16 protein-coding genes and 1 rRNA gene are annotated in these 12,907 nt (G+C 47.7%); 1 reads left to right on the top strand and 16 read right to left on the bottom strand.

Going from position 1 to position 12,907, the window contains the following annotated elements; all coding sequences use genetic code 11:
• Positions 1-70: 70 nt before the first annotated feature.
• The 5 genes from rsmA to metG all read right to left on the bottom strand — a co-directional run bounded on the left by rsmA (position 71) and on the right by metG (position 5,644).
• On the bottom strand, positions 71-949 hold the full coding sequence (gene rsmA / locus AC3B4V_RS15840; protein WP_023466540.1) for a 16S rRNA (adenine(1518)-N(6)/adenine(1519)-N(6))-dimethyltransferase RsmA: 879 nt from the start codon (positions 947-949) through the stop codon (positions 71-73).
• Positions 946-1,503: a ribonuclease M5 gene (rnmV, locus tag AC3B4V_RS15835; protein ID WP_023466539.1), complete on the bottom strand. Its 558-nt coding sequence runs from the start codon at positions 1,501-1,503 to the stop codon at positions 946-948. The genes rsmA and rnmV overlap by 4 nt, the downstream gene beginning before the upstream one ends.
• Before the next feature lie 66 nt (positions 1,504-1,569).
• Positions 1,570-2,841: a ubiquitin-like domain-containing protein gene (locus tag AC3B4V_RS15830; RefSeq protein ID WP_326198784.1), complete on the bottom strand. Its 1,272-nt coding sequence runs from the start codon at positions 2,839-2,841 to the stop codon at positions 1,570-1,572.
• The gene (locus AC3B4V_RS15825) at positions 2,838-3,605 is read right to left on the bottom strand and encodes a TatD family hydrolase (RefSeq protein WP_488378849.1); all 768 of its coding nucleotides are present in this window, start codon (positions 3,603-3,605) and stop codon (positions 2,838-2,840) included. Before AC3B4V_RS15825 ends, AC3B4V_RS15830 begins: the two co-directional genes overlap by 4 nt.
• A 59-nt stretch (positions 3,606-3,664) precedes the next feature.
• Positions 3,665-5,644 carry a methionine--tRNA ligase gene (gene metG / locus AC3B4V_RS15820; protein WP_256429264.1) on the bottom strand — a complete coding sequence of 660 codons (1,980 nt, stop codon included), beginning with the start codon at positions 5,642-5,644 and terminating at the stop codon, positions 3,665-3,667.
• 324 nt (positions 5,645-5,968) lie between these two features.
• On the opposite strand from metG, the gene abrB reads away from it, so the two are divergent.
• Complete coding sequence (gene abrB, locus AC3B4V_RS15815) at positions 5,969-6,265, top strand: transition state genes transcriptional regulator AbrB (protein WP_023466531.1); 297 nt, start codon at positions 5,969-5,971, stop codon at positions 6,263-6,265.
• A gap of 35 nt (positions 6,266-6,300) precedes the next feature.
• Here abrB and rsmI read toward each other — a convergent pair whose 3' ends face one another.
• From rsmI to rrf, 11 genes are all read right to left on the bottom strand, one after another.
• Positions 6,301-7,158 (bottom strand): 16S rRNA (cytidine(1402)-2'-O)-methyltransferase, encoded by an 858-nt coding sequence (rsmI, locus tag AC3B4V_RS15810; RefSeq protein ID WP_488378848.1) that lies wholly within the window; start codon positions 7,156-7,158, stop codon positions 6,301-6,303.
• A complete protein-coding gene (locus AC3B4V_RS15805; RefSeq protein WP_023466528.1) occupies positions 7,155-7,409 on the bottom strand; it encodes a GIY-YIG nuclease family protein in 255 nt (84 codons plus the stop codon). Before AC3B4V_RS15805 ends, rsmI begins: the two co-directional genes overlap by 4 nt.
• Entirely contained in the window at positions 7,402-8,139 is a 738-nt protein-coding gene (locus tag AC3B4V_RS15800) for a tRNA1(Val) (adenine(37)-N6)-methyltransferase (RefSeq protein WP_214725615.1), read from the bottom strand. Before AC3B4V_RS15800 ends, AC3B4V_RS15805 begins: the two co-directional genes overlap by 8 nt.
• A gap of 51 nt (positions 8,140-8,190) precedes the next feature.
• Positions 8,191-8,541 (bottom strand): DNA replication initiation control protein YabA, encoded by a 351-nt coding sequence (yabA, locus tag AC3B4V_RS15795; protein ID WP_119182633.1) that lies wholly within the window; start codon positions 8,539-8,541, stop codon positions 8,191-8,193.
• Positions 8,542-8,549: 8 nt separating this feature from the next.
• The gene (locus AC3B4V_RS15790) at positions 8,550-9,380 is read right to left on the bottom strand and encodes a PSP1 domain-containing protein (RefSeq protein WP_488378847.1); all 831 of its coding nucleotides are present in this window, start codon (positions 9,378-9,380) and stop codon (positions 8,550-8,552) included.
• A gap of 6 nt (positions 9,381-9,386) precedes the next feature.
• A complete protein-coding gene (locus AC3B4V_RS15785; protein ID WP_488378846.1) occupies positions 9,387-10,379 on the bottom strand; it encodes a DNA polymerase III subunit delta' in 993 nt (330 codons plus the stop codon).
• Positions 10,379-10,708 carry a cyclic-di-AMP receptor gene (locus AC3B4V_RS15780; RefSeq protein ID WP_023466519.1) on the bottom strand — a complete coding sequence of 110 codons (330 nt, stop codon included), beginning with the start codon at positions 10,706-10,708 and terminating at the stop codon, positions 10,379-10,381. The genes AC3B4V_RS15785 and AC3B4V_RS15780 overlap by 1 nt, the downstream gene beginning before the upstream one ends.
• On the bottom strand, positions 10,705-11,343 hold the full coding sequence (gene tmk / locus AC3B4V_RS15775) for a dTMP kinase (protein ID WP_488378845.1): 639 nt from the start codon (positions 11,341-11,343) through the stop codon (positions 10,705-10,707). Before tmk ends, AC3B4V_RS15780 begins: the two co-directional genes overlap by 4 nt.
• Positions 11,340-11,618 (bottom strand): Orn/Lys/Arg family decarboxylase, encoded by a 279-nt coding sequence (locus AC3B4V_RS15770; protein WP_488378844.1) that lies wholly within the window; start codon positions 11,616-11,618, stop codon positions 11,340-11,342. Before AC3B4V_RS15770 ends, tmk begins: the two co-directional genes overlap by 4 nt.
• Positions 11,591-12,757, bottom strand: coding sequence for an aminotransferase class I/II-fold pyridoxal phosphate-dependent enzyme (locus AC3B4V_RS15765; RefSeq protein ID WP_488378843.1), 1,167 nt, complete (start codon positions 12,755-12,757; stop codon positions 11,591-11,593). The genes AC3B4V_RS15770 and AC3B4V_RS15765 overlap by 28 nt, the downstream gene beginning before the upstream one ends.
• A gap of 69 nt (positions 12,758-12,826) precedes the next feature.
• Positions 12,827-12,907, bottom strand: a 5S ribosomal RNA gene (gene rrf, locus AC3B4V_RS15760); the annotation flags it as partial.

The raw sequence follows: 12,907 nt of genomic DNA, 5'->3' as shown, positions 1-12,907 counted from the left end.
TAATATTTATTATAGCATATTAAATAAATATTAGAAAGGGGAAATATTATATCTGTTCTAATCGTATCCGTCAACGTTTTTTAATTGGCAAAAGTGCATCCGCTAACTGTGCGAATTCCTGCAGGCTGAGCGTTTCTCCGCGACGACGTGGTTCGATTCCAGCTTCCAACAATGCCGCTTCGACCGCCGCCTTTTCCGTCTTCCCGAAGTGTGTCGTCAAGTTGTTCAAAATCGTTTTCCGGCGTTGTGCAAAACTTGCTCGGACGATTTCGAAGAATAATGCCTCATCCTGTGTCTGTACCGCCGGCTCTTTTCGAATGTTCAAACGGATGACTGCTGAATCGACATTTGGTGCCGGAATGAAGACTTGTTTTGGAACCGTGAAGCAGACTTCAGCTTCCGCATAATACTGAATCGCGATCGATAGAGAACCGTATGCTTTCGTGCCCGGTTTTGCACCGATTCGTTCAGCGACTTCCTTTTGAATCATCATGACGAGCGTCCGAAACGGTGCTTTCGCTTCGAGAATCCGCATGATGATCGGTGTCGTGACGTAATACGGGAGGTTCGCGACGACGGCAATGTCAGTGATGCCTTCTTGCGTGAACTCTTCTGCGACGATCGTCGAAAGATCAAGTTCAAGAGCATCGCCGTGAATGACCTTCGTATGAGGATATGGTGAAAGTGTATCGTCAAGAATCGGTAGCAACCGCTGATCGATTTCAAGAGCGACGACTTTTTTCGCCTGTTTCGCCGATTGTTCCGTCAATGAGCCGATTCCTGGTCCGATCTCGAGTACGCCGCTTTCAGGCGTTAATCCAGCTGCCCCGACGATGTTTCCTAATACGTTTAAATCAATTAAAAAGTTTTGTCCCAACGATTTTTTAAACGAAAAGCCATGTTTCGCTAAAATTTCCTTCGTCCGGTGCAATGTAGCAATGTCTTTCAAACTTCTTCCTCCTCTAATTGTTTCAATGCCGCTTCCCATTCCGCCCGCGTGATTCGGATCGATGCGACGCGTTTGACGAGTTGTTTTGCATTCGGTTCACCAATCGCAAGAATCTGACCGAGACGACGACGACGGATCGAGGCTGCTGGTCCACCAATCAAATCGGCTGCTAGAATCATCTCACGTGTCACTTCGGCAACCGGTGCTTCTTCCGTCTCATAGACAGCAGCGAGCGCCTCTTCGATTGCGGCAGGTGAGGCATGCTCCACACCGATTTTCCCTCGTTTATCTTTTGCTTGAGCACGCGGAAGATAGGCGTGTTTACAGCCTGGTACGCGTTCATTGATTCGGGCACGGATACGATCTCCTGGAAAATCAGGGTCCGTGAAGATGATGACACCGCGTCGTTCCAGTGCCTTCTCGATGCGTTGCATCGTTTGTTCATTAACGGCTGAACCGTTCGTTTCAATTGTATCGACATCAAAGACTTCTTGTAATCGTGTCGTATCATCCCGTCCTTCGACGACGATGACTTCTTTTAAGCGTTTCCGCATGATCTCTCCACCTTCTTCAAACACTCTCGTAATTGTACCTGTTTCCACGAAAAAAACAAGGAAGCGTCACGTGTCCGCTTCCGTTGCACTAGGAATGACCCAGACTTGCAGTTGTTTTCGACCGAACGTCTTCGCTTTTTGTTCTCCATCGACCAAGACATCGATCTTATTTCCTTTGATGGCTCCACCGGTATCGAGGGCGATCGCAAGACCCACTCCTTCGACGTAGACCTTCGTTCCAAGCGGAATGACTTTCGGATCAACCGCGATGATCGGCATCCCTTGATAGGTGATCGTATCCGTCACGTCATACCCGGTCGCTGTCAAGGCACGTCCGTTGTACAAACGACTGCCGTTCGAAGCTGGGTCGTTCGTATACGCCGTCGCTTCGACCATCAAACTCTTCGCACTCGAAAAATCAAGGTCCGCGTCGGCTTTAGGTGTTTCAGTTAGTGGATTCGTCGCCTGCTCTTCGTTAAAGACGGGTGCTTCAGTAGGCGTCTCGATTGGTTTTGTTCCGACCTTGACGACTTGTTTGATCGGTGTCCGTGTCACTTGGTCATCAATCAGTTTCTTCTCTTTGCTAAGACCGTCAGCTAACGTCAATTGATACTTTTTCGTTCGGACACCCGGACGACCAGATGCCGTCACGAGTTGCTCGCCTTCCGGTAAGGTCGGATCCTCGACTTCTTCAATTTCAAACGGCACGAGCTGTTCTTGCGTCAACGTCGCACGACGTGTCGTGTTGACCGTGATCAACGTTCCTTCCGTCACGCGGGTATCGGGATCCGGAGCGACCCGGTCTTCTTTTTGCAGACGGATTCCTTCTCGTGCTAACAATTCCCGAACTGACGTCTCATACGTGTAGATTTGTCGGGCTTTTCCACCAACGACGAGATCAACGGGAAAAGCTTCTCGGTACCGAACTGTCATTCCGTTCGTCAACACAGCGTCAGACGACGGATAAATATCATCCGTATCCGCTTTTTTGATACCACGTTCTGCCAGCAAGTCCTTCACTTGGCGTGCTTGCGTTCGAACGCGACGGGACTCACCGTAGCCCATGATCAGTGTGATTTCTTTCGCCCGCTGAATGACGATCAATCGTTTTTTCGGCAGGTCGGCACTGAGTGCAGGTTCAATCACATCATTGGCACGCGTCGTAATACCGGCTTCTTCAAGTGCTCCATAAACAGAGTCAGCTGTCGTTTCAATTTGTTGTTCTTGGCCATCAATCAAGACAGTCACGATTTGTGGATGATCCATCATCCCATAGACGAGTGCAGCCGCAAGTAGCAGGCTGCACCCGATCGTAATGAACGTTAACGAACGCATCATGGCAAACGGAAGACCCGTTTTGCATTTTCCGTCGTCGCTGCTTCGACGTCAGCGTACATCATGCCACGGAGCTGCGCGATCTCTTCGGCGACGAATCGGACGTAAGCCGGTTCGTTGCGTTTACCGCGGTGCGGTGTTGGTGTCAGGTACGGACAATCCGTCTCAACGAGTAGACGATCGAGCGGGACTTCCTGCGCGACACGTTTCGGCATCTTCGCATTCTTGAACGTAACGGGACCTCCGAGTGAAATGTAGAAGTTCATCGCCAGGCATCGTGGTAATAATTCAGCACTCATGCTGTAGCTATGCAGAATCCCGCCGACTTCTTTTGCATCCTCTTCTTCAAGGATCCGTAACGTATCTTCTGTCGCTTCCCGGTTATGGATGACGATTGGTTTCTTTTTCTGCTTCGCGAGACGGATCTGTTTGCGGAAAGCTTCCTGCTGCACATCTTTCGGTGACGTGTCCCAGTGATAGTCGAGTCCGATTTCTCCGAGCGCAACGACTTTTTCGTGATCCATCAACCGTGCGACCTTTTGGTACGCTTCCTCATCAAAATCAATCGAGTCGACGGGATGCCAGCCGATGACCGCATAAAGATCATCGTACGCTTCAACGAGTTCCATCGCACGATCGATCGTCTTATGATCAAATCCGACGACGATCATCGGTGAGACACCGTTCGCGCGTGCCCGCTCGATCGTCTCGTGGACGTCGTCCGCAAATTGGTCTGCATTCAAGTGAGTGTGTGTATCGATTAACATAGCTGTTCGACTCCTTCTTTAAAAAAATGCCTGTGACATGAAGTCCACAGGCATCGGTTTTATTTTACGCTTGCGCCGTTCGCCATCGTTGACGGGACCGTCGCTAGTTCAAGTTTTCCTGCTTTTTCAGCAGCAAGGACCATTCCTTGTGAGAGTTCGCCACGTAACGTGACCGGTTTTAAGTTCGCTACGACGATGACTTTTCGTCCGACTAAATCTTCCGGCTCATACCACTGAGCGATACCAGAGACGATTTGGCGTGTTTCTTTGCCCATATCGACTTGTAGCTTCAATAGTTTTTTCGCCTTTTTGATTTTTTCAGCCGTCACGACTTCACCGACACGTAATTCGATCTGGTCAAAGACATCGATTGTCGTTTCTGGACGAATATCTTCGTCTTCTTCTTCAACTTCTTCTTCCTCAACACGTGCTGCAGAAGCTTGACGCATCATGTCGACGATTGCTTCGACTTCTTCTTTGACGTCGAGACGTGGGAAAATCGGTGTCGCTGTACCGACTTTTGTTCCTGGTGTGATGTCTGCGAATTTCTCGAGCGCCGCCCAGTCCATCGCTTGTCCAGAGAGACCAAGTTGCGCGAAGATCTCTTTTGGTGAACGCGTCATGAACGGTTGCAACATGATCGCCACGTGACGTAAGACGCCGACGAGATGCACCATGACTGAACCGAGTTCCGCCGTTTTGGATTCGTCTTTTGCAAGCACCCATGGTTGTGTCTCATCAATGTATTTATTGGCACGGCTGATCAATTGCCAAATGTTCGATAGCACGACAGAGAATTCCATGTGTTCCATCGATGCTTCGACTTTCGTGACCGTTTCTTTTGCAAGATCTGACAGTGTCGCATCAAACGGTGTCACATTACCTGTATAGGCTGGGATCTCACCGTCAAAGTATTTCGTGACCATCGCGATCGTCCGGTTGAGTAAGTTCCCGAGATCGTTCGCTAAATCGTAGTTCATCCGCTCAACGAATGCTTCAGGTGTGAACATACCGTCCGAACCGAATGGCACTTCCCGTAAGAGGTAGTAACGAAGAGCATCGAGACCGTAACGATCCGTCAACGGAATCGGATCGACGACGTTTCCTTTTGATTTCGACATTTTTCCGTCTTTCATCAATAACCAACCATGTGCGAAGACTTTCTTCGGTAATGGGAGGTCAAGCGCCATCAAGAGTGCCGGCCAGATAATCGTGTGGAAACGAACGATTTCTTTTCCGACGAGATGAACATCTGCTGGCCAGTACTTATCGAAGTTACCATGATCATCCGTACCATAACCGAGTGACGAGATATAGTTCGTCAACGCATCGATCCAGACGTAGACGACGTGCTTCGGATTCGACGGGACTTGTACACCCCAGTTGAATGTCGTCCGTGAGACCGCTAAGTCTTGAAGACCTGGTTTAATGAAGTTATTGATCATTTCGTGTTTACGTGATTCTGGCAAGATGAATGACGGATTCGCTTCAAAGTACTCAAGTAGACGGTCCGCGTACTTGCTGATCCGGAAGAAGTAACATTCTTCGCGAACGAGTTCGACCGGGTGTCCACTGTCAGGGCTCTTCCCGTCGACGAGTTGTGATTCGGTATAGTACGTCTCATCCGGAATCGAATACCAACCTTCGTATTCACCTAAATAGATATCGCCTGATTCAAGAAGTGTTTCGAACACTTTTTCGACGACTTTCTTGTGACGTGGTTCTGTCGTCCGGATATAATCATCGTACGAGATGTCGAGACGATCCCATAAGACTTTTATCTGTTCGACGACACCGTCGACGAATGCCTGTTCCGAAATCCCTGCTTCTGCTGCTTTTTCCTGGATCTTTTGACCGTGCTCATCGCTACCTGTCAAATACCGGACGTCGAATCCTTGAAGTCGTTTGTACCGTGCCATCGCATCTCCAGCCACCGTCGTGTACGCGTGACCGATATGTAGTTTTGCACTTGGATAATAAATCGGGGTCGTGATATAAAATGTCTTTGCCATGTTATTCCTCCGTTCTCTGATTTCCATCTTCATTATAGGCTATTATACGCTGTTACGGGACTGATGTCGAAACTCACTTTTTGTCGAATCGAAACATTTTTTGACATCAGACATCAAATTACAAAAAAACACACTCTATAGTTTCATTTCCTTTAAAAAGGGAAAATGTATTAATAAATCGTTTCAAATATGGTTTTTTTGAGAAATAAATGACATTTTGATTTCAAGCTATTCAGATTGGTTGACTACTTTTGGAAAGTCTAGTATTCTACATTCTATAGAAACGATGTCGAATTTTGACGATTTTTCAAAAGAAAAAGAGATCCATGACATCAAAGGAGGAACAACAAAATGAAATCAACAGGTATTGTACGTAAAGTAGACGAGCTCGGTCGTGTCGTAATTCCAATCGAATTACGCCGTACACTTCAAATTGCAGAAAAGGATGCCCTCGAGATTTATGTCGACAACGAACAGATCATCCTTAAAAAATATAAACCAAACATGACTTGCCAAGTAACAGGAGAAGTATCAGAAGATAACTTCAAATTGGCTGATGGTAAATTGATTCTTTCACCAGATGGCGCACAACGCGTTCTCGTTGAATTAAAAGATTTCCTCGATCGTCATTACGCAAGCAACGAATAAACAAAAAAGGAAGCTCCTGACGGGGCTTCCTTTTTTTAATCTGCTTCGTGAAACGCAAGGTATAGTTCCTGACGATCCAGTCCCCGTTCCTTGGCGACACGCTTCAACGCCGCGTTCGGCTTTTCGCCTTCTTCGATGTACCGACGGATTTGCTCGAGTGGATCACTGTCTTGGATGACCGCATCCGGTCGTTCTTCGTGTGATCCTTCGACAAGGACGACAAACTCACCCCGAACGTCTTCTGCTGCCCAAGCGCGTAATTCACTCACGCTTCCCCGAATGTACTCCTCGTACCGTTTTGTTAATTCCCGGGCTAACGTCACCTGGCGATCGCCGAGTACTTCCTCGATCCCTTGCAACATCTCTTTCAATCGATGTGGTGCTTCATAAAAGACGAGCGTTCCGGTTTCGTATTTCAATTGCTCTAACGCTTCGCGACGTTCTTTTTTCTTCCGTGGCAAAAAGCCGTAATATAAAAAGCGTTCCGTCGACAGACCAGACGCGACCAGAGCTGTTAACGCAGCGTTCGCACCCGGAAGAACGATGACAGGGATGTCTGCTGCAATCGCTTGGCGGATCAAGTCGCTTCCCGGGTCCGAGATACCTGGCATGCCGGCGTCGGAGACGAGGGCGATTTGTTTTCCTGTCTCTAAGTCAGCGAGGAGTCGTTCGCCGCTTGTTTGTTTATTGTGTTCATGGTAACTGACAAGCTTCGTCTCAATCGAAAAATGTCGAAACAGTTTCATCGTCTGCCGGGTATCTTCTGCTGCGACGATATCGGATTCCTGTAAGATCCGGACGGCCCGATACGTCATGTCTTCTAAATTGCCGATTGGTGTCGGGACGATATAGAGACCGGCTCCTTGCTGTTGATAGCTACTCGTCGCTTTCATGAGGTTCCTCCTTGAATCAAACGTTCTTTTTGTGAACGGGTTAATTGTTTAATCGCATATTCCCGCTTCATTGCCTCTGACTTCGTCGCAAAAACTTCCTGATGAACGAGGACGACCGGTAGACGGGCACGTGTATACTTCGCACCCTTACCTGCGTTATGTGTCGCGATGCGTTGCGTGACGTCTACAGCGTAACCCGTATAATACGTATCATCTTGGCAACGAACGATATAGACTGCATGCTCAGACATCGAACAGTTCCTTCATCTGAGCCGCATACGAGTTGTCCGCTTCATAGACGATGAATGGGGGGAGCACCTTCAGTCCAGGTTTTGCATCCTTGATCCCCTCGATCAACAGCATGTTTGCTTCCTTCCCTGCTTTCGGATAAATCAGCTGCATCCGTTTCGGTTCCAAGCGATACGTCCGCATCAAGGTGACAATATCGAGCAGTCGTTCCGGTCGATGGACGAACGCTGCCTTTCCGCCTTGTTTCAACAAATCAGATGCACCTCGAATGCAGTCTTCGAGTGTACAGAGGACTTCATGTCGTGCAATCGTATAATGTTCACTTTGGTTTTGGTTCGATGTCTCGTTTGCTAAAAAATAAGGCGGATTACAGGTGACAGCATCATAGATGCCGTATCCAAGACGCGTACCCGCCTCTTTGACGTCCCCTTCAATCATCTCAATCCGGTCGTTCAGTTCATTCAAGGTGACGCTACGTCGTGCCATCTCCGCTAGTCGCGGCTGGATTTCAAGACCCGTGATCTGCCCTTTCGTCCGGTAAGATAAAAAGAGTGGAATCGCACCGTTTCCTGAACAGAGATCGGCAATCCGTCCTTGTTGAATCGGGACCCACGCAAATCGTGCGAGCAGTGCCGCGTCGAGTGAATACGAGAAGACGGATGGACTTTGAATGATTTTCCCTTCTTGTCCTAAGAGATAATCAAGTCGTTCGTCTGGTAATAGTTCAAACATGTCGTGCCTTCCTTTCCGAAAAAAAGACTGACTCATGTAGAAGTCAGCCTCTCAATGTTTCGTTAACATGGATAAGCAAAAGAGGCAATCGCCGTCTTTTCGTACTTGTCCATAATGCAAGTTACAGATGTGGAACCCTTCCTGGTACAATCGTCCGAGATTATCGTAGCCCGCACCGACGCCCGCTTCCGCTTCTTCCGCTTCCGTGACCGGCTGTTGTTCATCGCGTTCGACTTTTTCCCGAAGATGATGATTCTCCAGATACAGATGTTGGTTCTCTTCCATCATGTAAGCCAGCTGATCCTTTAACACGCTCAGATGCTCAGTCAGCAAATGAATCTGTTGCTCAATCGCATCGACACGCGTAATGATTTCTTTTTTATCGACTCTCTCCACGCGTATGCACCCCGTTATTCTTTTGGTCGTTTTGGTTTTACGGCACCAACGGATAATAGTTCTTCCATTGAATACGTCAAGACGCGGGAACGATCCTTCAGTTCGATTTGAACGATTTGATCGAGGATGTTCAAACCAACGACGCGTCCTTCGCCTTCAGGTACTGTCAAACGTTTTCCGTAGTCCGGCAAATCACGGCGCATTTCTTCATACGTATCGTTCTCGTATTTCAGGCAGCACATCAAACGACCACATACTCCTGAAATCTTCGTCGGATTCAACGACAGGTTTTGATCTTTTGCCATCTTGATTGAAACCGGTTCGAACTCACCGAGGAAAGATGAACAACATAAGACACGACCACACGGACCGATGCCTCCCAGTAACTTCGCTTCATCCCGAACACCGATTTGACGGAGTTCGATACGCGTCCGGAAGACCGCCGCTAAATCTTTGACGAGCTCACGGAAATCAACACGTCCTTCTGCCGTGAAGTAGAAGATGACCTTATTGCGATCAAACGTGTACTCGACATCGACCAATTTCATATCGAGTTTATGTTCACGGATTTTTTCGACACATACCGCATGCGCATCAAGCGCTGCGACTTTATTTTCGCGGACGATCATTGCATCCTTATCGTCAGCAATCCGAAGAATGGATTTCAGTGGCAACACCACATCTTCTTCGTCCATTTGTTTATCGGCGATGACCACTTCGCCATATTCAATGCCCCGTACCGTCTCAACGATGACTGCTTGTCCTCGTGATAATGACTCTTGTCCAGGTGCAAAATAATAAATTTTGCCCGCTTCTTTAAAGCGAACGCCTACTACTTCTAGCATGTCGCTCTACCCTTTCTGTAAGTCAAACATGAGACGCTCAACTGTTAATTGGGGATTAACATTCGCTTCGACCCGTCTTACTGAGGCAAGCACAGCTTGCAACCAGCGGGTGATCGTCGTCTGGCTCTTGGACCCCATCTGTTCAAGTTGGGGTTTACTATTCGTATAGGTCATACCTTCCCACGCCGGATTCAGTTTCAGACGTAAGACATCCTCAAAGAAACAGGTGACGAGTTCAAGACCGATTCGGACATCCTGACGGTTCTTGAATTGTCCCATCCATTTCTCTTGTACGAACAGTGGTAAATCAGCCGGACGATTCGCTAATTCCTCCATCAATTGTAACACTGACGCTCGCGCATTTACAAACCAGTCTTCGAGTAATGCTTCTTCTGCATCCTCGACTTTTGGATAGACACGCGCTGCCAATTGCGTCAACTCGTGGTCCCGTCCCGTTTTTTCAGATAAAACCTCGCCAATCATTTGACGATCCGCCGGGCGAAAACTTAATAACTGTCCCCGCGATCGAATCGTCGGTAAAAGGAGCTGGGGTTGATTCGTCAACAATAAGGCCACTTTTCCTTCTCCTGGTTCCTCAAAGAACTTCAGCAAACTGTTTGCTGCCTGAGGAGTCATCTTATGGGACTGGGTAATGACATAAATCTGACGATCGCCTTCAAGTCCTCGGAGTGAGAGATCATGCATCAATTGTTGAATCTGTTCTTTTTTGATGGTCGCGCCATCTGGTTCGATTTCATAATAATCGACCAAGTTGCCACTTTCCATTCGCCGACAGCTACGACAGACACCACATGGCTCTACATCAACCGGGGCCTCACAAAAAAGGCTTTTCGCGAACAAGTGAGCCGCTTCAAGTAGAAGCGGCTCATAGTCTCCGGTGAAGATATAAGCGTGATTGATTCGATCGTTTCGTAACGAATTTTGAAGAATCGTCGAAATGACCGATTGTGTCTGTTCCAGTTCATGAAACGTCTGCATCAGAATTGATGAAACCCTTCGATTGGCAAGACGAAGACCGTTGCCCCGCCTACCTGGACTTCAACGGGATACGGGATGTAAGAATCGGCATGACCACCCATTGGTGAGATTGGAGAGACCATCTGTTCGCGGCTCGAACAGTTCTTTTTGATCAATCGTAACAAATCATCGAGACGCTCACTCTGTACACCAATCATGAACGTCGTGTTCCCTTCTTTAAGAAAACCACCTGTCGTTGCCAGTTTCGTTGCTCGGAAATCATGCTCGACAAGTGCTTCCGCCAAACGTAAGCTATCTTTATCTTGAACGATCGTAATGACCATTTTCATGAAAATCTCTCCTTTTCTTCTAAATACGTAATGACATCTTCCACTAAGTCCTGATGAATCGCTTCAATCGACCGATTGGCTTGTACGATCTGTACCCGTTCCGGATCCGATATTGCAATCTGTTGGAAACCTTCATAGACGCGGGCACGAAACGCATCATCTCGCTGCTCGATTCGATCAAGTGCTCCCCGTTCCATCATTCGTTTTTTAGAATCCGTTACCGTTAAATCAAATAAATACGTTCGGTCTGGCGCTAACCCACCTGTTGCAGAATCATTGATTTGACGCACGAGATCAATCGGATGTCCAAGACCATACCCTTGATACGCAAGTGACGCATCAACGAATCGGTCACATAAAACGATTGTGCCTGCCTCTAACGCCGGTCGAATCAATTCCTCGACATGCTGGGCACGAGACGCTGCATACAACAGAATTTCTGTCATCTCTTTCATCTCTTCAAAATCAGGATTCAAAATCAACGAACGAATTTCGTTCCCAACGCGTGTGCCACCTGGCTCACGGGTCGTCATGACGTTATAGCCTTTTTCTTTTAACACATCACTAAGCAATTGTAGTTGTGTCGTTTTACCGGCACCATCTGGTCCTTCGACAGTAATGAACGTACCTTTCATCCTTCAAACCCTTCCTCTATGACGCGTAACGCTCCTCGTTGCAATTGTTCGCCCCCTTGCAAATGAACGGCTACGGTTTGATAATGTCGTAAACGTAGTACCTGTTCCGCCGTAATGCGTTCGCCTCTGACGATCAACGGAATGCCTGGCGGGTACGGAATAATCGTTTCGAGTGAAACATGACCGATACACTCATCCAGCTGACGGAACGTACCTGTTGCTTGTTCTAACTGTTCATAAGAACAAGCTAAAGCAGATACCTGTATTTTACCCATAATTGGTTGCTCGATATACCTTTCAAAGGAATTCCTTCTGATTTCATCATTTGAATGGCTCGTTCGACACGGTGGACCCAGTCAGCCTGCTCAGACTTAGCTAGCGGACGAAGTGGCAAAATACAGACGACGTGATCTCCTAAAGCAAATTCTGCATCGAGTTGAACAGCTCGTAACGCGTGCAGCAACGCATCTCCTGAATATCCCTCATACGTTAATGTCATCCGTGACCAATCATCGAAGCGAAGGACCGTCATATGATCGAACCGTTGAAGTGCTTCGATGAATGCATCATGACTAGCCTGAATATCTGACATACCTTTAACTGTCCATTGTTCACGATAGGAACGGGCGTAATCTAATGAAGCCAGCAGTAAATATGAAGGACTCGAAGTCTGAAACGCTTGAAGCGCTCGCTGTAACTTCCTTCTCATCTTTTCCGAAAATCGCTCATGCATCCATGCTCCCATCGTCAGTGCTGGAAGTGTTTTATGAGCAGACTGGACAACAGCAGTTGCTCCCAATTCAAATGCAGAGCGTACACCAAATGCTTCACCGAAGTGTGCACCATGTGCTTCATCCACTAATAAAGGGAGCCCGTGCGACGCTGTGAGCTGAACGAGTGACGTGATATCAGCAGCTTCCCCGTAATAGGTCGGTGAAGTGATAAACACGCCGACTCCTCCTGGGTATTTCGTAAACGCTTCCTTTAATGTTTCACGTGAAACATGTCCACTGATTCCCGTTTCCTCATGGATGTCTGGTTCAAGAAAGATCGGTTCGATCCCCAGCCATTCTAACGCATTGAACACCGATTTATGGGAATTACGCTGTACATAAACACGCTCTCCTCTTGTTGCTGTAGCGGCAAGCATCGCCCAGTTCCCAACGGTCGAACCATTTACAAGGAAATGACTCGCTTTTGCACCGTAGACTTTTTGCAGCAAAGCTATCGCGTCTGCAATGGCCTCTTCCGGATGATGAAAATCATCTAGACCAGGTAATTCTGTGATGTCCCATTTAAAGAAGTCAGGAAGAGGTGTCAATGTTCCATTCTTATGACCAGGAACATGCCATGAGATGGGCGTTCGATCTAAATGGCGTTGAAGTGCATGTACAATAGGAAGTTCGTGTTTCATGAAAAAACTCCTTTTCCTCTAAAATGATTACACAAAAAGACCGACCTGCAATTTGCAGATCGGTCAAGTGCCTGGCAACGTCCTATCCTCACAGGGGGAAGCCCCCAACTACTTTCGGCGTTCAAGTGCTTAACTTCCGTGTTCGGCATG

The organism is Exiguobacterium sp. E17S (assembly GCF_057772545.1).
Note: the sequence above shows the minus strand (reverse complement) of the source record. Positions and strands in the feature narration are given on the sequence as shown.